Origin of the sequence: Cupriavidus necator A5-1 (assembly GCF_000744095.1) — a bacterium.
Taxonomy (GTDB): Bacteria; Pseudomonadota; Gammaproteobacteria; order Burkholderiales; family Burkholderiaceae; genus Cupriavidus; species Cupriavidus necator_A.
The window spans coordinates 3,601,236-3,621,836 of the sequence record NZ_JQLI01000001.1; the positions used below are offsets into that span (position 1 = coordinate 3,601,236).

General features: G+C 66.0%; 19 protein-coding genes. 9 read left to right on the forward strand and 10 right to left on the reverse strand.

The features are described from left to right. Positions 1–39: 39 nt before the first annotated feature. The 5 genes from K307_RS16020 to K307_RS16040 all read right to left on the reverse strand — a co-directional run bounded on the left by K307_RS16020 (position 40) and on the right by K307_RS16040 (position 4,614). Positions 40–519, reverse strand: coding sequence for a GlcG/HbpS family heme-binding protein (locus tag K307_RS16020; protein ID WP_013953475.1), 480 nt, complete (start codon positions 517–519; stop codon positions 40–42). Positions 520–548: 29 nt separating this feature from the next. Then, positions 549–1,994, reverse strand: a complete 1,446-nt coding sequence (locus K307_RS16025; RefSeq protein ID WP_042879534.1) for an aldehyde dehydrogenase family protein — start codon at positions 1,992–1,994, stop codon at positions 549–551. A gap of 25 nt (positions 1,995–2,019) precedes the next feature. Next, a complete protein-coding gene (locus tag K307_RS16030) occupies positions 2,020–2,751 on the reverse strand; it encodes a TenA family transcriptional regulator (protein ID WP_013953477.1) in 732 nt (243 codons plus the stop codon). Between the two features lie 175 nt (positions 2,752–2,926). After that, a complete protein-coding gene (locus K307_RS16035) occupies positions 2,927–3,859 on the reverse strand; it encodes an ornithine cyclodeaminase family protein (RefSeq protein ID WP_042879536.1) in 933 nt (310 codons plus the stop codon). A 59-nt stretch (positions 3,860–3,918) separates the two neighbouring features. Further along, positions 3,919–4,614 (reverse strand): sulfite exporter TauE/SafE family protein, encoded by a 696-nt coding sequence (locus K307_RS16040; protein ID WP_051974926.1) that lies wholly within the window; start codon positions 4,612–4,614, stop codon positions 3,919–3,921. A gap of 426 nt (positions 4,615–5,040) precedes the next feature. Here K307_RS16040 and K307_RS16045 point away from each other — a divergent pair, with 426 nt between their 5' ends. The 4 genes from K307_RS16045 to K307_RS16060 all read left to right on the forward strand — a co-directional run bounded on the left by K307_RS16045 (position 5,041) and on the right by K307_RS16060 (position 7,690). After that, entirely contained in the window at positions 5,041–6,579 is a 1,539-nt protein-coding gene (locus K307_RS16045) for a hypothetical protein (protein WP_042879538.1), read from the forward strand. Positions 6,580–6,665: 86 nt separating this feature from the next. Further along, complete coding sequence (locus tag K307_RS16050) at positions 6,666–7,016, forward strand: 2Fe-2S iron-sulfur cluster-binding protein (RefSeq protein ID WP_042879540.1); 351 nt, start codon at positions 6,666–6,668, stop codon at positions 7,014–7,016. Position 7,017: 1 nt separating this feature from the next. Then, positions 7,018–7,335: a hypothetical protein gene (locus tag K307_RS16055; RefSeq protein WP_042879543.1), complete on the forward strand. Its 318-nt coding sequence runs from the start codon at positions 7,018–7,020 to the stop codon at positions 7,333–7,335. A gap of 52 nt (positions 7,336–7,387) precedes the next feature. Then, complete coding sequence (locus K307_RS16060) at positions 7,388–7,690, forward strand: 2Fe-2S iron-sulfur cluster-binding protein (protein WP_042879544.1); 303 nt, start codon at positions 7,388–7,390, stop codon at positions 7,688–7,690. A gap of 67 nt (positions 7,691–7,757) precedes the next feature. Here the strand turns inward: K307_RS16060 and K307_RS16065 are convergent, their stop codons facing one another. The 5 genes from K307_RS16065 to K307_RS16085 all read right to left on the reverse strand — a co-directional run bounded on the left by K307_RS16065 (position 7,758) and on the right by K307_RS16085 (position 13,447). Then, positions 7,758–8,657: a nucleotidyl transferase AbiEii/AbiGii toxin family protein gene (locus tag K307_RS16065; protein WP_155301163.1), complete on the reverse strand. Its 900-nt coding sequence runs from the start codon at positions 8,655–8,657 to the stop codon at positions 7,758–7,760. After that, a complete protein-coding gene (locus tag K307_RS16070) occupies positions 8,641–9,657 on the reverse strand; it encodes a type IV toxin-antitoxin system AbiEi family antitoxin (protein WP_196251553.1) in 1,017 nt (338 codons plus the stop codon). Before K307_RS16070 ends, K307_RS16065 begins: the two co-directional genes overlap by 17 nt. A gap of 180 nt (positions 9,658–9,837) precedes the next feature. Next, a complete protein-coding gene (locus K307_RS16075) occupies positions 9,838–11,556 on the reverse strand; it encodes a cobaltochelatase CobT-related protein (protein ID WP_042879547.1) in 1,719 nt (572 codons plus the stop codon). Then, positions 11,553–12,569, reverse strand: coding sequence for an AAA family ATPase (locus K307_RS16080; protein WP_042879548.1), 1,017 nt, complete (start codon positions 12,567–12,569; stop codon positions 11,553–11,555). The genes K307_RS16075 and K307_RS16080 overlap by 4 nt, the downstream gene beginning before the upstream one ends. Positions 12,570–12,616: 47 nt before the next feature. Then, positions 12,617–13,447: an IclR family transcriptional regulator gene (locus K307_RS16085; protein ID WP_042882154.1), complete on the reverse strand. Its 831-nt coding sequence runs from the start codon at positions 13,445–13,447 to the stop codon at positions 12,617–12,619. A gap of 345 nt (positions 13,448–13,792) precedes the next feature. Here K307_RS16085 and K307_RS16090 point away from each other — a divergent pair, with 345 nt between their 5' ends. The 5 genes from K307_RS16090 (at position 13,793) to K307_RS46195 (ending at position 20,413) form a co-directional block, all read left to right on the forward strand. Then, positions 13,793–15,229 (forward strand): amino acid permease, encoded by a 1,437-nt coding sequence (locus tag K307_RS16090; RefSeq protein ID WP_042879550.1) that lies wholly within the window; start codon positions 13,793–13,795, stop codon positions 15,227–15,229. Between the two features lie 61 nt (positions 15,230–15,290). Beyond that, entirely contained in the window at positions 15,291–16,844 is a 1,554-nt protein-coding gene (locus K307_RS16095) for a PLP-dependent aminotransferase family protein (RefSeq protein WP_042879552.1), read from the forward strand. 128 nt (positions 16,845–16,972) lie between these two features. Further along, positions 16,973–17,380 (forward strand): nuclear transport factor 2 family protein, encoded by a 408-nt coding sequence (locus K307_RS16100; RefSeq protein ID WP_042879554.1) that lies wholly within the window; start codon positions 16,973–16,975, stop codon positions 17,378–17,380. 16 nt (positions 17,381–17,396) lie between these two features. Next, the gene (locus tag K307_RS16105; protein WP_042879555.1) at positions 17,397–18,839 is read left to right on the forward strand and encodes an NAD(P)/FAD-dependent oxidoreductase; all 1,443 of its coding nucleotides are present in this window, start codon (positions 17,397–17,399) and stop codon (positions 18,837–18,839) included. A gap of 455 nt (positions 18,840–19,294) precedes the next feature. Further along, entirely contained in the window at positions 19,295–20,413 is a 1,119-nt protein-coding gene (locus K307_RS46195) for a nucleotidyltransferase domain-containing protein (protein WP_080745043.1), read from the forward strand. Positions 20,414–20,601 lie beyond the last annotated feature (188 nt).

The window sequence follows — 20,601 nt, forward strand, 5'->3', positions numbered from 1 at the left end:
CGCGTGTTCGGAATAGTGGCAGGCGGCCGGCCGCCTTGCTTACTTCTTGATATCGGCCTGCACCAGCACCTTCAAATCCTGCGGCGCCAGCAGCTCGGCCAGCGCCTGCAGCGCGGCCAGCCCGGCCTGCGTGTCCTGCTCGCCGTTGCCGCCCGACAGGCCGATGCCGCCGATCACCTCGTCGTTGACCACGATCGGGAAGCCGCCTACGAACGCGGCGAACTTGCCCTCGAAGCTCCACTGGATGCCGAATGCCTCGTTGCCTGGCAGTGCCGGCCCGTTGGGCGGCGTGGTGAACAGGTGCGTGGAGCGCTTGTGCCCCGCGGCCGTGAACGCTTTGTTCCATGCGATCTGCGGCCCGGTGATGCGGGCACCGTCCATGCGCTCGAGCGCGAGCGGGTAGCCGCCCTCATCGACCACGCAGATCGACTCCAGCACGCCGATTTCCTCGGAGCGCCGGATCGCCGCAGCAACCATATGGCGCGCTTCGCGCAGTTCCAGCTTGATGGCTTTTTTCATGTCTCTTTGACTCCTTGTGACGGCCGGGCTCAGGCGCCCCGGTAGACCGTCTTGACCTGCGTGTAGAACTCCAACCCCGTGCGGCCCGACTCACGGAAGGTCGAGGTGCTCGATCGCTTCACCCCGCCGAACGGCGCGTTGACCAGGTTGCCGGTGGTGGTGCGGTTGACCTTGACCGTGCCCGCCTCGATATCCGTGGCGAAGTGGTGGATGTAGCGCGGGTTGCTGGTGACGATGGCCGCCGCCAGCCCGTACTCGGTGTCGTTGGCCTTGGCGATGGCGTCCGCGTAGTCCGTGAAGCCCAGGATGGCGATCACCGGCCCGAAGATCTCCTCGCGCGCGATCCGCATCTGCTGGGTCACGTCGGTGAACACCGTCGGCGCCACGTAGTGGCCCTTGTCGAAGTCGCCGCCGCTCAGGCGCGCGCCGCCACACAGCAGCGTCGCCTCGGACTTGCCGATATCGATATAACGCAGCACCGTTTCCAGTTGCTTGTGCGAGGCCAGCGGCCCCAGGTCCATCCCGGCCGTCATGCCGCTGCCGACCTTGAGGGTGGCGACCTTCGCCAGCAGCCGCTCGGTGTATGCCGCCTTGACGGACTCGGCCACCAGCACGCGGCTGGTGCCGGTGCACGCCTGCCCCGACAGCGAGAAGCCGCCCTTGATGGTCAGGTCGACGGCGCGGTCGAGGTCGGCGTCTTCCATCACGATCAGCGGGTTCTTGCCGCCCAGCTCCATCTGCGTGCGCGTGGTCAGCGGCACGGCGCGGTGGATCTGCTCGCCGGCGCGCGACGAGCCGGTGAACGAGATCGCCCGCACGGCCGGCGCCTCGGTGATGGCCGCGCCGATCTCGGCCGCGCTGCCGGTGATGAAGTTCAGCACGCCCTTGGGCAGGCCGGCCTTGACCAGCGCCTCGGCCAGCCGGTAGCCCGACAGCGGCGCCTCGGACGACGGCTTGAACACCACCGTGTTGCCGGTCACCAGCGCCGGGGCGATCTTGCGGGCCGGGATCGACACCGGGAAATTCCACGGCGCGATCACCGTCACCACGCCCAGCGGCTCGCGCTGGCTGTAGACAAGCTGGTCGGGGTCGTCGTTCGGGAACACCTCGCCGGTGAAGGTCTGCCCTTCCACCGCATAGAAGCGCAGCGTCTGGGCCGAGCGCAGCACCTCGTCGCGGGCCAGCGCCAGCGCCTTGCCTTCCTCGCGGGTCAGCTCGGCGGCAATGCTGTCGGCGTTGGCCTCGAGATGGTCGGCGGCGCGGTTGAGGATGGCGGCGCGCTTGCCGACCGGGGTCTTTTTCCAGCCGGCGAACGCAGCCGCCGCGGCGGCGACGACTGCCTGCGCGTCCACCGCGGAAGACGCCTGGAAGCGGCCCACGATATCGGTGGTGTCGGCCGGGTTGATGTTGTCGAAGGTGCGGCCCGACTGGCAGGCCGTCCATTCGCCGTCGATATGGTTGAGGAATACGGTCATCGTCGATCCGGTTGCGCGGCGGCGCTCAGGCGGCCATGTCGAGTTCGGGCAGCGGCAGTTCTTTCTCGACGTAGTCGTGATAGAGCGCCGTCGTATACAGCAGCCGCATCTGGGCGCCGATCTCGCAGATCTTCAGGCAGCGCTGCTGCAGCTCCGGCGTGTTGGCGTGCTCCAGCACGATCTGGTAGCCGCGCTCGCCGTGGATCTCGTCCGAGACGATATGCAGGTCGAAGAATTCGACTTCCTCGTCGGTGAACTGGTACTTGTCGCGCAGCGTGGGGGTCTGCTTGCGGTAGATCGACGGCACCTGCGACTCCAGCCCGACCACCAGCCCGGCTACCGCGACGATGGGGTCTTCACGCATGGCCACGGCGTAGCACCAGCTCTGCAGGCCACGGGTGGTGGGCGACATATTGTCCGGGTCGATCACGCGCTCGCGGGTGGTGCCGCAGGCTTCGGCGAAGCGGATCAGCAGGTCGGTATGGCGGTCGCCGCCGATCTCTTCCTCATACATATTGGCGAGCAGGAAATCCTTGGCTTCGGTATAGCGGTCCGGGGTGCGAGCGTAGATGTAGCCCAGGTAATCCGCGAACGGGCCGACGTAGTGATAGTGGTTCTCGGCCCAGCGTGCGAGATGGGCGCGGGTCAGCTTGCCGCTGGCCCAGGCCACGCTGAACGGCGCCTTGTTGGCGCTCTTGCCTTTGATGGCTTCTTCGAGGGCGGCACGGAATTCTTCGCGGTTCATCAGTTCGGCCATGGCGGAGGCTCCTGGTTGGCGATGTGGGGCGATTGAGTGGGTTGGATGCCGGGGTCGCTTCGTAAATCGATCATCCCTTGCATGCTGTATACTATATACAATAAGGCAGCGACAACAAGGACTTCGTTGACTAATCACGTAAGTGTTTACCCGGCTGGGAACCGGGCGATGGCGCTCAGGCCGCGCGACGCTCCGCCGCGCCAGTGATGCGGGACCAGGCGAAGCCCGCCAGCGCCACGTCTTCCAGCCCCACGCCGACTGACTTGTAAATCACGATGTCGTCGTCCCGCTGGCGCGGCGACACCTTGCCCAGCACCACGTCGCCCAGTTCGACGATCTTCTCGTGCGGAAGGGCCTGCGGATCGGCCAGCACGATGTCGCCGGCCTCGCGCACGGACTGCGGGCGCCACTCGACCACCACGGCGGCGGCGCGGCGCAGCGCGGTGTCGTCCAGTTCACGCGTATGCGGCAGGCTGGAGCCGATGGCGGCGACGAAAGCGCCCGGCCGGATCGACGCGCCCGCGAACAGCGGCGTGGTCGCGCGTGACGCCGTGACGACGATATCGGCCTCGGCCACGGCAGCATCTGGCGCTGCCAGCGCGACCGGAATGCCGCACAGCGCCGACAGCCGCGCCGGCATGCCTTCATCGGCATGCGGATCAGACACCAGGATGCGCTCCAGCCCGAGCGTCGCGCTGAGCTGGCGCGCGTGCTGCACGCCCTGCGTGCCGGCGCCGAACAGCGCCAGCGTGCGCGCGCCGGGCCGGGCCAGCCGCTGCGCCGCAAGCGTGGTACAGGCGGCTGTGCGCAGGCGCGTGATGGCGCCGGCGTCGAACGAAGCGAGCGGACGGCCGTCGTCGGCCGAGAAGATCAGGATGACAAAGGAGAACTGGCCATTGATGGTGGTGTAGACCTTGGCGCCCGCGACGCCCTGCTGCGGGATCACTGCGCCCAGCGTGGACAGCTTGACGCCGCCCGCCTCGGTGCGGATGCGCTCCTGCATCGTGGCGTCGCCGCGCGCGAAGCTGGAAAACGCTGCTTCCATGACTTGCCGGGCATCTTCCGGGCTGACGTGGGCATCGATCATCGCGTCTGTGATGTGCTGCATGGGAACTCCGCTGTTTGGGATGGGGACAGGAAAGACAGTGATCTCTGCGGGCCAGAGCCTCACGAAAAGGCAGTGCGGCCGAGCACACCGAGCGCCCCCGCAGCGCAAAGACCCAGCAGCAGCCGGCGCACCGCCCCGGGCGAAACGTGCCCGCGCAACCGGTTCGACAGCGCGAAGCCCGCAAACAGGAATGGCGCAAGGGCCGCCGCCAGCACCAGTTGCGGCAAACCGAAGCGCCCGGCCATCGCCAGCATGGCGAGCGACAGCACCGCGCCGCCGGACAGGATGCAACCCATCGTCGCGCGCATCGGCGCCGGCGCCATGTGCTGCATGACCAGCGCGAACGGCGGCGCGCCGGCCGACGTGATCGTTCCCATAAAGCCCGACAGGGTGCCGGCAATGGCCACGTTGGGCGAGGTCGGCAGCAGGCGCCAGCCCAGCAGGCTCAGCGCCACGGCGGCGAGTATCGACACCGAGAACAGCACCCCCAGCGGGCCCGGCGCCAGCCACGCCATGGTCAGCACCGCCGCCGCCCCGCCGAGCGCGCGTCCGATTAGAGCAAAGCCTGCGATGCGCCACGCGATCACCTCCCGCTCACGCAGCGCACCCATCAAGGAGAGACAGCAGCCCATCGCCAGCAGCGGTCCCGGCACGAGTTCGGGGAAGAAGATTGCCCCCAGCGGTGCCGAAAGCATCGCAAATCCGATTCCGCCCACGCCTTGCAGGCAGGCGCCCACGAGGATGAGTGCCCCCATCCATAGATATGTGGGGACGGAGAGTCCGGCGGGAAGCAGAGAGAGCAAGGTGGCGGGCAAGGCAGAGGTCATGGCGGCAGGTCGGAACAGCGGCTTGGAAGGCGCGAATGAAGCGCGTCGGACGGACGACCTCTTTGGGGCACGCCTCCCGCAAGTCGCTGGATAACGGTATACAGTCTACATGTCACAGCGCAATCGGGCAAACCTGTTGACCCATCTGTGCACCACTTGAAGGACGCTTCGCACCGCCGCAGGCCCAATAAAAGTGCGGCGTTCGGGCGACTTGCACCAGTCTGGTATAGGCGTAAGTCCGGATGAAAAACCTGTTGTCGTGAGATCGCACTGGAATATAGTATACCGACACTGGGTTCCAGAACTGGTACGGAACCCGGGGCCCCACAACCCCTCCGCCCCCAGGGAGTCTTCATGTCACAACAAGTCGTGATCGGTGCCGCGCACTGGATCTATCTGTCAGGGGTAGCAGTCATCGTGCTGACGATGATTCTGCGCGCCAATGTTGTCGTCCCTTCCATCGTCGGCACCGCCCTGGTCGTGTTTGCGCTTACCGGCAGCCCGGTCTCGGCGCTGGGCGGGGTGTTCTCCGCGAGCCTGGTTGCCGCCAAGGAGCTGTTCAATATCTTCCTGGTGATCGCGTTCATGACGGCGCTGCTGAATGCGCTCAAGACGCTGCGCTCCGACATCCGCATGGTCGAGCCCTTCCGCGTGGTGATGAAGAACGGGCATTCGGCGTTCTTTATCCTGGCGGGCATCACCTACGTCATCTCGCTGTTCTTCTGGCCGACCCCTGCCGTGCCGCTGGTCTCCGCGATCCTGCTGCCGGCCGCCATCGCAGCGGGGCTGCCGCCGCTGGCGGGCGCGATGGCGATTGCCATCGCCGGCCAGGGCATGGCGCTGTCGTCCGACTATGTGATCGGTGTGGCACCCGGCATCAGTGCCAAGGCCGCCGGCGCGGCGGTGAGCGCCGCGGTGGTGGCCGATCGCGCACTGGCCCTGTCGATCATCACCGGCACTATTGCGCTGTGCCTGGCCTACCTGTCGATGCGCAAGCATATCGTCCCCGCCTGCGGCACCCTGCTCGACCGCTGGCAGGCGCGCGCCGGCGGCACCGCCGAGGCGCTGGAAGGCGGCGGCACCTTCGACAAGGCCGAGATCGCCAAGGGCACCGCCCACGCCGAGCCGCTGGCCACCGACAGCAATATCGAAGCAAGCCTGTCGATGGTGGCCCGGCGCCGGGTGAAGTGGTCGAAATGCTTCGCGATCGTGACGCCCGTTGCTTTCCTCGCGGTGGTCGCCGTCATGGTGCTGCCCAAGCTGGGTACCGGCGTGCAGGACCTCAAGGGCGGCGATGCGGCCGCGCTGGTCGGCGGCGTCGCGGCGGTGCTGATGATGCTGGCGACGCTGGCCGCCGAAGGCCCGCGCCGCATGCTCGACGTGTGCCCGGAGCACATCACCGACGGCTTCGTCTTCGCCTTCAAGGCGATGGGCTCGGTGCTGCCGATCGCGGGCTTCTTCTTCGTCGGCGCCGGCGAAACCGCCGCGCAGATCCTGGGCCTGCCGCCAGGCAAGGCGCCGAGTCTGCTGTTCGAACTGATCCAGGCCTACCAGCACATGATCCCGGACAACCACGTGCTGGTCGCCTTCGGGGTGCTGCTCGTCGGCATGATCACCGGCATCGACGGCTCCGGTTTCGCGGGCCTGCCGCTGACCGGCACGCTGGCCGGCGCCCTCGGCCCGGTGGTCGGCTTCGACCCCGCCACACTGGCCGCGGTGGGCCAGATGGGCGCGGTCTGGACCGGCGGCGGCACGCTGGTGGCGTGGTCGTCGCTGATCGCGGTGGCCGGCTTCGCCCGGGTGCCGGTGCTGGAAGCGGTGCGCGCGCTCCTGATCCCGGTGCTGATCGGGTTGGCCTGCTCCACCGTGGCCGCCATGGTGTTGTGGTCGTAGGCGGCTGCATGCGCCGCCAGGCCCGACAGATTTCCCCGACTTCTCTTGACGCCGGGTGGGCGCCCCTACCCGGCAGGAACCGCAAGATGCCGACAGTCACTTTCCACAAGCAGGGCCAGACCTTCGTCGACGAGGTCAAGTCCCAGACCAACCTGGTCGTTCGCGCCGGGATCCGGCATTTTCCCTATCCCAACCTGCGCTACGAGTGCGGCATGGGCAAGTGCTCCAAGTGCGCCTGCCGCGTGATCGCTGGCGCCGAACACCTGCCCCCGCCCAACTGGAAGGAAAAGAAGCAGCTCGGCGAGCGGCTCGAACAGGGCTACCGGCTGGCCTGCCAGCTCTGGATCGAGCACGACATCGAGCTGGCGCAGGACGACCTGACCGGGGCTGCGCCGGCCACCGCCGCCACCCTGGCCACGGCCAGCGCGGACGCCTGACATGTTCGTCCTCCTCACCAGCCGCCCGGGCCAGTTCCGCACCGAGCCCACCGCGGGCATGACCGCGGTCGAGGCATACGACTACGTCTTCTACGGCAAGCGCACCGCGCACTTTGTCATCGCGGAACTGGCCGCCGACACCAAGGTGCGGGTGCTGGAAGAAACGCCGCTCGGCATCGTCAATCTGGTGTCGACCAAGTTCCTCGACAAGTACGCCACGCTGGAGGCCGCCCGCGCCGCGCTACGCGCACTGGCCAGCTTCGGCAGCATGGACATCGCCCTGGTGCCCACGCCGGTCGCCGTATGCGGGCGGTGCTGATCCTCCGGCCCTCACGCGCGCACGTGACGCATTCCGCAACACATTCATCGCCATGATCCAGATCACCTTCCTCACCAACCACGGCAAGACGGTCAGCGCGCCGCCCAACAGCAACCTGTTGCGCGTGTCGCTGCGCGATCAGGGCGGCATCCCCTTCAAGTGCGGCGGCGGATTGTGCGGCACCTGCAAGTGCCGCATCGAAAAGGGCCACGAGCACACCGACGCGGTCAAGCCGAAGGAAAAGAAGCTGCTGGCGGAAGCCGAGCTGGCCGCCGGGTTCCGGCTGGCCTGCCAGACTTTTATCAATGGCGACATTGCGGTGTCGTGGCAGCCGAAGGAGGCGGTGCGCGCGTGATGGGGGTGGTGAGCGGCTGCTGAGGATGGCTGGCGGCGGAGGCCAGGCGGCCGCGTCAGTATTGGGCCTACGATGGCTTCAATTTGAGTAGCGGCAGAAACTCTGCCCGAAAAGCCTGCATACGCGGATGTACCCGCCGTGGATCCATGCTGTCACCTGCGACCGCCTGGCGGTCGCCGAACGCCATATGATCCAGCAACAGGCTAAAGACCCGCTCGTCCCCGAGAATCACAACAAGCTGCTTCGTCACCGCTTCAGCCCCACGAGCCAGTGCAGCAGCGTCGCGGGCCAGCAAGGCCGCTGCGGCGATGTCAAGGTCGAAGTCGTATTTCTCCAGCAGGCCAGCCTCCTGCCCGAACAGGCGATCCTGGTTGCCGGCGGTTTCATAGCTGCATAGCAGCGTCAGCAGATCGGTAGCGTCGCGCCGGTCGTCGCAATGGCGGTCGTACCACGCAAGGAGCTTGAGCATTGCCAGCCCGGGCAGCGATGCGAACGGTATGACCAGGTCTTGATCGACAACAATGTGGATCGCGGCGTCAAAGGCTTGTCGGAATCCGGCAACGTTCATCATCGTGTCCATGGCTGGCGGCCACGCGATGCTCGCAGCCGGCTTTTCGATGTCGCCGAAAGGAATCACGTCGAGAACCATCACCCGCTCCCCGCCGTGGTGGTAGGTCAGCTTGTGCGGGTTCTTGTTGACCGACCAGAACCGGCCCGTGGCTACCAGTTGCCGGCATAGCGCCTCATGTTCCGCCCAGTCTGCGATGCAGATGCCGATGTCGATATCCTGCGTGCGCCGGGCTGGCCGGTTGCCGAAAACGTTCTCCAGGATGACCTGCCTGGCAGTCGCCCCGCCAACGAAGTAACGGACGCCAAGCTGGCGCGCGACAGCATCCAGGTCGCTCAGCAAGGACTTGCTGTCAGCGTCAAGCGGCCGTGTCGCGGGGAGTTCAAGAAGGATGGGCAAGGTATAACTCTCTTATCTGCCGCGCAGCCTCGACATTGCGCGATTCCCCGGTATCCAGCAGGTCGGCATACACCAGAATGGGATGCGCGACATCCGGTGCGGTCGTGGCAACAGGCCTGGACGAAGCGTGCCAGAAGCGCTGCACGATCTCGACTTCGCCGTCAGGGTCCGCTTTCAGCCTCGCTTCGAGCAGGAGTTCGCGAGGTGTTACCGAGCCCGCATACAGCGTGATGCGCTCGGCCCGCAGATTATGGGCGAGCTTCTCTGCGGCCGCCTCTCCGCCAAGGACGGCATCGTACCGGCGCAGGTCGATGGCATGCCACCAGTCGGGCCGGGTCGCGGCAAAGCGCCGTGATGCCAGTCTGGGCTTGAGCCGCAGCGGGTATAGCGCCGCCCATTCATCGACGACGCGCTCCCAGTCGCTGAAGCGGCGCTTGCCATCCGGGCTGACCGCCAGCAGGCCGCGATTCAGTAAGTCGTCCAGCGCCAGGTTGACCGTGCTCAGGGCAACGCCAGCGGCGCCGGCGATGGTGCGGTAAGGGGCCGCTACCAGACCAGGATCGGCGATCAGGGCGTACAGGACTTCCAGCTGTTTCGGGCTACCGGTGCGTGCACGCTGCATCGGCACCCCGCGCTCCAGCGGCCGGCGCCCCACGACGTAGAGCAACGCATCCGGCAAACGCAACGAAACGTTGCCTGCTGTATCGAGAAAGGCAATGTCATTGCTACGCAGGCGTTCCGCCATCTCCTGCGACACGTGCGAGGTGACCAGCAGCAACTTCTGCCCGACCCGATCCTGCAATTCTGCGATACCTGACACCACGGAAAAACGATCCACCGAACGCCTTGCCGTGACCGGTAAGGTGAAGGTACGCCCCTGCCCCAAGTCGAAGCGCATCGCACCGTCCAGCAGAAAGCCGCCCGCATCCGGCATCGGCGAAGCCGGCTCGGCGTGCATTGCTGTGGCATCGCGGAAGGCGGTGGCTGCCGCCTGCAGCAATGCATCGGCGGCACCGAGTGTCTTAATATTCACTTGAATATCCGTGCGGTGTTCGTGGGTGTACGCGTTACGCGTACAACATCCAATTATCATACGCCTACACTTGCGACAATTTGTACGAATTCCAGTTAATGTACGCGTAACGCGTACATGGTGCAAAACCAGACAGAGCCGGCTACGTCACCGCCGCCGCACCCCCAGCCCCGCCACCTCATCCAGCATCGCCATATCCACCGGCTGCGACAAATCCAGCGCCAGCGTATGCCGGTAATACGGACTGAGATCCAGCCCCACCCCCAACCCCAGCACTTCGACGTCCCGCAACGCCGCATGCCGCGCCACCACCGCCTTCAGGTGGTTGTCGAGATAGCAGGCGTCATTGGCCTGCCCGGTGGCGGTATCCATCGGGCTGCCGTCGGACACCACCAGCAGGATGCGGCGCGCCTTGCCGGTGGCGTGCAGGCGCGTGCAGGCCCACTCAACGGCCTCCCCATCCACGCCTTCGCGGAACAGGTCGGCCTTGAGCAGTGCGGCGATGTCGGTACGGGCCCGGCGCCAGCTGCGCTGCGCATCCTTGAATACCATATGGCAGGTCTCGTTGAGCCGGCCCGGATGCGCCGGCCCGCCGCGCGCCAGCCAGTCGGCGCGGGCGCGGCCGCCGTTCCAGGCGTTGGTGGTGAAGCCGAGCACCTCGGTGGCGACGCCGGCCTGGTCGAGCGCGCGGGTGAGCATGTCGATCAGCAGGGTCAGCGGTTCGGCCTGCGCCTTCATCGAGCCGGAGCAGTCGATCAGGAAGCCCACCACGCAATCGGCATGCGCCTTGTGCGCTTCGCGGCGGAAGAGCCGGCGCTCGGCGGGCGAGCTGACCAGTTGCGCCAGGCGGCGGCCGTCGATGCGGCCGCTTTCCTCGCCGAAGGACGAGCCGTCCACGCGCGGTTGCGCCAGCGCCGCGCGCAGCCGGCGCGCGAGTCGTGCGATGTTGACGCCGGCGCGGGCGATGCGGGCGTCGAGCCGCGTGCGGTACTCGTCCAGCAGCGCGCGCCGCACCAGCGTGGCGGCGCGCACCTCGCGGTCGTAGCGCGTGGTGAAGACGCGGTAGCCGTCGGTGGCCTCGGCCAGTACGCGGCTGTGGCCGCTGTCGGCGAGGGCGAAGTCTTCCGCGGGCGGTTCGTCGAAATCGAGCCACAGCGCAAACCCGGCGCGCGCGGCCGAGGCGGCGCTGTCATCGTCCTCGCCTGCGCGCGGCGCTTCGGTGCGGACCATGTCCGCCACCGCTCGGGCGAATGCCAGCGCGTGCACGGCGAACGCTGCCTGGTCATGGCGATGCGCGCGCAGCCCGGCCAGCGATGTGCCCAGCACGGGCACGATGTTGGCGCGCGTGGCTTCGATCAGGTCTTCGGTCTCTTCCAGCACTGGCTCGCCGGTCAGTCGCGACCATGCGACTTGCGCTACGGTGTAAAGCAGGATGCCGAGATGCCCTTCAGTCAGGCCGGAACGATGGAACGCCCGCGACCACGCCATGAAGCGATGGCGCAGGTTGGCCGCGACGCCCGCCATGCCGCGCGGCAAGCGCGTCTCGCAACGCAGCTGCTCGAGCAGTTCAAATACCAGGCGCTCGACCGGATCGGCGGGGCATAGCCGGCGATGCAGCGCGGCATCGGAATGCGCCTGGCGCAGCGCAGCGCCGTCAGCGGCGCCGCGCAGGCACGTGGCAGTATCGGTTTCCGGATCGGTACGCAGGTGCGGCGCATGCTGCGGCACCGGGCGCATCGCGCGCCAAAGCTGCCCGTCGCGGAAGTGCAGCGCAGCGTCGCCCGTCAGCGCGCGCACGGCGGCGCCGGACAGTTCATCCTGCCGCTGGCGCCGGCGCAATTGCTGCGCGGCCGCGGCGGCGCTCATCGCACGGACTCCGACTCGGCGGACGCGCCGGCGGCTTCGCCGGGCAGATGCCCGAAGCAACGCTGGTAGTACTCCGCCACCACCGGCCGCTCGGCTTCATCGCACTTGTTCAGGAAGGTCAGGCGGAACGCCAGCGCGGGATCGTGGAAGATCTGGCAGTTCTCGGCCCAGCTGATCACCGTGCGCGGCGACATCAGCGCCGACACGTCGCCCGCCGCAAACCCGCGGCGCGTCAGCCCCGCCAGCGCCACCATCGCATCGACCAGCGCGCGGCCGGCGTCATTGTCGAGCTCGGGCACGCGCGCCAGCACGATGCCGGCTTCCTCGTCATGCGGCAGGTAGTCCAGCGTGGCCACCACGTTCCAGCGGTCGATCTGCGCGTGGTTGAGAAGCTGTGTGCCGTGGTAGAGCCCGTTGGTGTTGCCCAGCCCCACGGTATTGGAGGTGGCAAACAACCGGAAAGAAGGGTGCGGCCGGATCACGCGGTTCTGGTCGAGCAGCGTGAACTTGCCGTCGCGCTCCAGAATGCGCTGGATCACGAACATCACATCGGGGCGGCCCGCGTCGTACTCGTCGAAGATCAGCGCCACCGGCCGCTGCAACGCCCACGGCACGATGCCTTCCTGGAACTCGGTCACCTGGCGCCCGTCACGGACCACGATGGCATCCTTGCCGACCAGGTCGAGCCGGCTGATATGCCCGTCGAGGTTGACGCGCACGCACGGCCAGTTCAGCCGCGCGGCCACCTGCTCGATATGGGTCGATTTGCCGCTGCCGTGCAGCCCCTGCACCATCACGCGCCGGTCGCGCATAAAACCGGACAGGATCGCCAGCGTCACCTCGGGCTGGAAGCGGTAGGCCGGATCGATCTCCGGCACGTGGTCGTCGCGCTGGCTGAAGGCCGGCACCATCAGGCCGGAATCGATGCCGAACACGCTGCGCACCGGAATCATCCGGTCCGGCTTGCCAAACTGGTCTTGCGTCACCTGTTGCTCCTCGTTGCTTGTCGCCATGCCTGCGCAGTGCGACCAGCGGAGCAAACCGCGTGACGCCGTGCGCGCTATTCGTCCTCTTCCGCGCCGCCGTGCCAGGCGCTGGCACTGTCGGCCTCGATCGCCGCCAGCGCACCGGCTGCGCGCTGCAGCGCGGGCAGCAACTGCAATACCTTGTCGCGCGCCACCCGCATCACCGGGGCCTGCAGCGCCAGCCCCAGGTTGGATTTGCCGCCGTCCGCGGCCGGCACCAGCACGCCGATGCAGAGCAGCCCGGGCAGAAACTCCTCATCGTCCATCGCGTAGCCGTCGCGCTTCACGCGCTCCAGTTCGGCTTCCAGCTGCGCGTGGTCGGTCAGCGTGTTCTGCGTGTAGCGCTCCAGCTCCACGTGCCCCAGCAGCCGCTGCCGCTGCGCCGGCGCCAGTTGCGCCAGGAACAGCTTGCCGGTGGCCGAGCAATGCGCCGGCACGCGCGAGCCCGGGTGCAGGTAGAAGCGCAGCGGCGCCGCCGTCTCCACGCGATCCAGGTACAGCACTTCGCCACCCGAGAACGCGGTCAGGTTGCAGCTCTCGCCGACCTCTTCCACCAGCCGCCGCAGCACCATGTGGCGCGCGCCGTGCGAGGTGCTGTTGAGCAACAGGTTCTCCGCCAGCCGGCGCAGCCGCAGGCCGGTGCCGTATTGCCTGCCGTCGCCGTTGCGCTGGATCAGGCCCGCGGCCTCGAGCTGCTGCAGCATGCGGTGCAGCGTGGGCTTGGGCAGGCCGGTCTCTTCCACCAGCGCCTGCAGGTTGAAGGCCTGGTCCTTCTCGGCGATGACTTCGAGCAGCCCGAACAGCCGCAGTGCCGGCGTGTCTCCGTCAGGCTTGGCGTCACTTTTGGTGAGGCGCATATCGTTCATGCCTGGCTCCATCATAGGTAAGTTTCATTTTCAGAGTCAAATCATATCAATTATCGAAACTTCTGGTTGACCTTCCGCCGTTGACGGCCTACATTCCAGCTAAACAACGATTTTTTGGAACTTCTGGTTCCGATTTTTTAAGCGATCACCGGAGACAAGTCGACATGGACGGATAGGCGATCCGTTTCGGGATTGCGAACACTGAACCGACCACGGCCCCAGGCTGGCACAGGCTGGTATTTACCGCCCCGCCACCTATACAGAAGAGAAGCCGTGGCGCCTGCCCAAAACGCTGTACTGGCTGCAATGCAGTACCGGCAGCAAGCGCAGCACAGGAGACACAACATGATCCAACAACCCCAGTCCGGCAACGGGCTATCCCACGGCCTCAAGCAACGCCACATGACCATGATCGCCCTCGGCGGCGTGATCGGCGCTGGCCTCTTCGTCGGCAGCGGCGTCGTCATCAAGTCGGCCGGCCCGGCCGCGGTCCTTTCCTTCCTGATCACCGGCCTGCTCGTGGTGCTGGTGATGCGCATGCTGGGCGAGATGGCCTGTGCCATGCCCGGCGGCGGCTCCTTCTACGAATATGCGCGCGAAGCCTGGCGCGACCGCCCGGCGGTGGGCAACCTCGCCGGCTTCCTGACCGGCTGGATGTACTGGTATTTCTGGGTCATCGTGGTGGCACTCGAAGCCGTGGCCGGTGCCGACCTGGTGCGCTACTGGCTGCCCGACGTACCCAACTGGATCATCAGTCTGGTCTTGCTGGTGATGCTGACGCTGACCAACCTGGTCTCGGTCAAATCCTTCGGCGAGTTCGAGTTCTGGTTCGCGTCGATCAAGGTCGCCGCGATCATGGTGTTCCTGTTCGTCGCGGGCGTCTATGTACTGGGCCTGACCCCGGGCGCGCATGGCATGCAGGTGGCCAACCTGACCGCCAACGGCGGCTTCATGCCCCACGGCATCGTGCCGGTGCTGACCGGCGCGGTCGCGGCCACGGGCTTCTACTTCGGCGCCGAGATCGTCACCATCGCCGCCGCCGAGACCGCCGAGCCGCAGAAGGCCGTGGCCAAGGCCACCAACTCGGTGATCACGCGCGTCCTGGTGTTCTATGTCGGCTCGATCCTGCTAGTGGTGTGCCTGGTACCGTGGAATTCCACCAGCATTGCCACGCCGTACGTCAGCGCGCTGAACGTGATGGGCGTACCGGCCGCCGCGCAGATCATGAACGCAATCGTGCTGACCGCGGTGCTGTCGGCGCTCAACTCGGGCCTGTACGCCTCGTCGCGCATGCTGTTCGCGCTGACCCGCCGCGGTGACGCGCCCAAGTCGCTGGCACACGTGAGCCGCAACGGCGTGCCGACGCGCGCCATCCTGATGGCCACGCTGTTCGGCTACGGTGCGGTGGTGATGTCCTATGTCTCGCCCGATACGGTGTTCGCCTTCCTGGTCAACTCGTACGGCACCGTCGCGATCTTCGTCTACATCCTGATCGCGATCGCGCAGCTGCGCCTGCGCGCCCGCCTGGAGCGCGAAGCCCCGGACCGGCTGCGCGTGCGGATGTGGTGCTATCCGTATCTCACCTACGTGGCGATCGTCGGCATGCTGGGCATCGTGATCGCGATGGCCTTCATCCCCGACCAGCGCACGCCGCTCGCCCTGGGCGTGGTCAGCCTGGCGATCCTGCTGGTGGCGTACGCGGCGCGGCAACTGTTTCGTCGTGGCGTGGATCCGGTAGTGTCGCTCGCAGAGATGCCCCGACCGGACCTGCATGAGTATTGATGACTGACGTGGCGCGCCGGTGCGGTATGCTGGCGCGCTTCGCCGTGTTGCCTGCCGCCCCATGAGCCTCAAGTCCCCCACCACGATGTGGTTCCAGCTGTTCCAGCAGCACGCGCTGTCGGGCCTGAGCCTGCAAGGCAAGATCCGCCAGATGCTGGTCTCGGCCATCCTCGACGAGCAACTGCCGCAGGGCGAGCCGCTGCCTAGCAGCCGCGAACTGTCGGCGCAGCTGCGCGTGGCGCGCAATACGGTGGTGCTGGCCTACCAGCAGTTGGTCGATGAGGGTTACCTGGTGGCGCGTGAGCGCAGCGGCTACTTCGTCAACCCGGAGATCCTCGGCACGCGCGTGAGCGGCGTGGCCTCGCTGCGCGGCGAGCCGGTGCCCGCGCGTGCGGGCGAACCCGACTGGGAGCGGCGCTTCGTGTTCCGCCCCACGCAGCAGCGCAATATCGTCAAGCGCGCCAACTGGCGCGACTACCCCTACCCCTTCCTCTACGGCCAGTACGACCCCGTGCTGTTCCCCACCGCCGACTGGCGCGAATGCTGCCTGAAGGCGCTCAGCGTGCTCGACATCCACGACTGGGCCCAGGACATGATCCTGCGCGACGACGAATCGCTGGTGCAGCAGATCCGCACGCGCGTGCTGCCACGCCGCGGTGTGTGGGCCGGCACCGACGAGATCGTGGTGACGGTGGGTGCGCAGCAGGCGCTGTACCTGCTGGCCGACCTGCTGGTCAGCCCCGACACGCCGGTCGGCATCGAAGACCCCGGCTATCCCGATGCGCGCAATATCTTCGGCTCGCACACCTCGCTGCTGGTGCCGCTGCCGGTCGACAGCGACGGCCTGGTGATGTCCGACGCGCAGCGCACGTGCGACTACGTCTACGTGACCCCAGGCCACCAGTGCCCCACCACGGTCACCATGCCGCTGGCGCGACGCCTGGCGCTGCTGCGCCAGGCCGAGGACGCGGACTTCGTGCTGATCGAGGATGACTACGAAAGCGAGAGCCGCTTCGAAGGCGATCCCACCCCCACGCTCAAGAGCCTGGACCGCAGCAACCGCGTGATCTACGTCGGCAGCCTGTCCAAGAGCCTGGCGCCGGGGCTGCGCATCGGCTATATCGTCGGGCCGGCAGCGCTGATCGCCGAGCTGCGCGGCGCGCGCCGGCTGATGCTGCGGCACCCGTCGGCGTATATCCAGCGCGCGTTCTCGCTGTTCCTGTCGCTCGGCCACTATGACGCGCACCTGCGCCGGCTGTCGGCGGCGCACCGCGAGCGCGCCGATGCGGTGCTGGCGGCGCTGGCCACGCATATGCCCGACTTCCGACCCGTGCCGATCGCCGGTGGCGCTTCTTGCTGGATCGAAGGCCCGCCGTGGCTCGATGCCGATGCGCTGGCGCGACTGGCGGAGCTGCAGGGCGTGCTGATCGAGCCGGGCAGCGTCTTTTTCATGGCGGAGCCCGCGCCGCGCAATTGCTTCCGGCTGGGCTATTCGTCGATCTCGCTGGACCGCATCGAACCCGGCATCCGCGTGCTGGCGGGCGTGGCGCGTGAACTGCAAGCCACCGCCGGCAGCGCGCCTGCCGTCACTTCCCGGGCCCGTCCCGCGGCCTGAACACCGGCGGCGTCGCTGGCCCAAGCGATAATCCCGAACTGGCGCTACAGCGCGACGCCCGGCTTCCCTATCCTCGAGTCATGGCCGGTCCTGAACGGATCGGCAGACAACACTCAGGAGACCAAGCCATGTCCGACCAGAACCACAACGCCACCGGCATCGAACTGCTGCAGGCCTTCAACGACGCCTGGAACCGCCACGACATCGACGCGCTGATGGGCTTCATGGCCGATGACTGCGCCTTCCACGGCGTGGCCGGGGGCGAGCTGCTGGGCCGCAGCTTTATCGGCCGCGACGCGGTGCGCGAAGGCTTCCAGCTCGCGTGGCAGACCTTCCCGGACGCGCAATGGATCGATGGCGAGCACTTCGTCGCCGGCGACCGCGGCGTCAGCGAATCGACCTTCCGCGGCACCCGTACCGACGGCGCGCGCATCGAGGCGCGCATGGTGGACGTCTTTACCTTCCGCGACGGCAAGATCGCGGTCAAGAACGCGTACCGCAAGGACCGTCCGCCCGTAGTGACTCCCGCAGCCTGAGAACAGGAGACGCGCCATGCAAGCCGTAGTTCCCCGCAATGTCCTGGCCGGCGAGCACTCGACCGCGCCCACCCGGCCGTACGACCCCGCCTACGACCCGCTGCACACCCCCACCCCCGGACACGGGCGCGAATACGCGCCGACCTACTGGATCGGCACCGCCGGCGAGCCGCCCGCCGACGACGGCCCGATCACGCATGACATCGACGTCGATGTGGCGATCATCGGCTCGGGCTTCACCGGCCTGACCTGCGCCATCTTCCTGGCGCAGGAACACGGCATCAAGGCCACCGTGCTGGAAGCGAATCGCGTCAGCTGGGGCTGCAGCACGCGCAACGGCGGCCAGGCGCAATGCGCGTCGGGGCGGCTCAAGCGTTCGCAATGGATCCAGCGCTACGGTCTCGATACCGCGCTGCGCCTGCATGAAGAGGTCTGCGCCGGCATGGAGACCTTCAAGGGCCTGATCAAGGACATCGACTGCGATCCGCAGCCGGGCGGCCACCTCTACATCGCGCACCGCGACAAGGTGATGCCGACGCTGGAAAAGGAAGCCAAGGTCCTGCGAGAGGTCTTCAATTACGACGCACGCATCCTGGATGCCGATACCGTGCGGCGCGAATACGTCGACGACAAGGAAGCCGCCGGCGCCATGCACGAGCCTGAAGGCATCGGCATCCACGCCGGCAAGCTCGCCTTCGGCTACCTGCGGCGCGCGCGCGAGCTCGGTGCGAAGGTGCATCCGTCCAGCCCGGTGACCAGCTGGGAAACTCGCAACGGCGTGCATTACCTGCGCACGCCCGGCGGCATCGTGCGCGCCCGCGCCGTGGGCGTGGCCACCGGCGGCTATACCTCGCAGACGCTGCACCGCGAACTCAAGAACCGGCTGTTCCCGATCCTGTCGAACTCGATCGTCACGCGCCCGCTCACCGCCGAGGAACGCGCCGCGTGCAACTTCCGCACGACCCAGGTCATTACCGATACGCGCATCCTGCGCCACTACTACCGGCTGATGCCCGACGGCCGCCTGCAGATCGGCAGCCGCAGCGCCATCACCGGCAATGACGCGCCGCAGGAACAGTACAAGCAGAAGCTGATCGGGGATATGTATCGCAAATTCCCGGCGCTGCAGGGTATCCAGGTCGACTACTCGTGGTGGGGTTGGGTCGATGTCAGTCACGACATGATGCCGCGCATTACCCAGCCGGATCCTGCGCACTCGATCTACTACGCGATGGGCTATGGCGGGAATGGCGTGATGTACTCCGCGCAGGCCGGCAAGCGGCTGGCGGCGTTGATTGCGGGCAAGGCGTCAGCGCTGCCGGAGTTGCCGATCTTTCGCTCGCCGCTGCCGTTTCCAAATGTGCGGGAGATGGTGGAGTCGCAGATGTTTGCGCCGTTCCGGAGGATGGGGCAGCGGGTGCTTTATCACTGGTATCACTTGAAGGACGACGTGCTTTGAGGAATGTGGTCGCGCGGATGCATTGATGGCACGGGCTCCGCGCACTGCCGGCTTGCTAGCTTTCCTGCCTGCCATGGGGAACTACTGACGTAGCGGCTGGCTACAGCCGCTGTAGCTTCAAGCGCGCGCCAGGCAGTCGCCCAAGTCCACCTCCGACGACTGCCGCTGGCGAAATGCTCAGCCCCCAATCGTTATTCTCCGCCTCCTGCGGCGAAGTCAGACTTCCCCCACCAAGAACTCTTAGGCTTTCGGTTCCAAGCACACTGAGACACTGTTCTCACGCACCTTGGCAACCAGTCGACGTCTGTACGTTGAGCTTCTTCGTCTGGCCTCTGAGATTCTTCGGCCTGTACTTTGAGAGCCTTCCTGTTACATACCCCGTTTATCGCGACCAATATTGAGTATTCTGCGATGCCACGGGCGACCACACCCTGGCTCCCGCCACGCTGGAAGCCATGTTGCTGACCATGAACGATAAAATTGATGCTCGAACTCAGTATTTTCTTGCTTGTGCTCAAGACCTGTGTAGAGAAAATCTGGCTGGCATTGCGAGAACGGATTCGTACTTGCGACAACCAGATTATTTCTCGAGAGCTTCAGGGCACTATTATTTGATTCTCCGTGAGGCGGCAGGGCAGAAAGCGGTATTCCGCGTTCGTTATTTACAGGCGGAGTTTCCGGAGTTGGTACTGAACTATCTGACTGAAAGAGAACTGGCCGGGTATCCCGCACACGGTGTGTGGCAGTTCCATACCTGCGCTTGGCTCTATCGTAATGACATTGTAGACCTGGTATTAAAGGACGGAGAATCAGACTTGCCAGAGGCCGTCCGGCAAGCGATCTTCGGATCGGCCCATGCCGCTCGCCTCTATTATCTTCGCGATCTGCCGGCGAAGACGCACACTTGGGGAGTACGCCAGTTAGGTTGGGCTATGCGTTACGCGGAAAACGCGATATGCAAGCTACTGGGACTACTTAAAACAGGCGAGTATCAAATTCGAACCGTGGCGGGCCTGAATGAGGAGGACATTGGCTGGCTGATGCATGCTAATGAAAACTGGCAGCCACTCGAACACCGGTTATTGGAAAATGTCGATGAATTTCGCCACACGGCGGCACGTCTGAGCGGAATTATAGAGTGCTATTCGAAACACATGGTCTCTTGCTACCGCGACACGCAACCCCTGGTTGCTGAGGAAGCCGAAGCACCACCCGAATCTATTCGGGCGATGACGGAGCCGATAGTGATGGCCATGAGCGACACATTCGGCAATCGTATGCTCTCGTATTATTTGCACGGAAGCGCCGCCCGGGGGGACATGAGAGCGGATTCTGATATTGACACCATGGCGGTATTCGATCACGTTGACGCAGAAATATTGGAACGTACTCGGCTTATACAGCGCAGCTTTAACAAGCTCACCAGCTCGGTTTATAGCGTTGACAACATCAAGCAATATCCGAAATTTCGTCGATATGGTTTGATTAATGGCACCCGACTACACCATCCGTCAGGTGGCCCGCGGGTATCTCGTGGCTGGCTGCTATGGCCGTCGCGCTCATTACATGCTTAGCCTGATGGTGAAGTTGGCAGACCATGGGTGCCTTCGCCCCTTGCAGCAACTTGAGTGCAACCATTATCCGGAAAACAGAGCAGCCGCAGCTGCAAATTTCTCTGGTCGCGAACAAGCACAAGCTCTGTTCCACCACGCGTCCAGGCTGACTGAAGAAGAGAGGTCTCTTTGGGCTCTTTGGGGCCCAG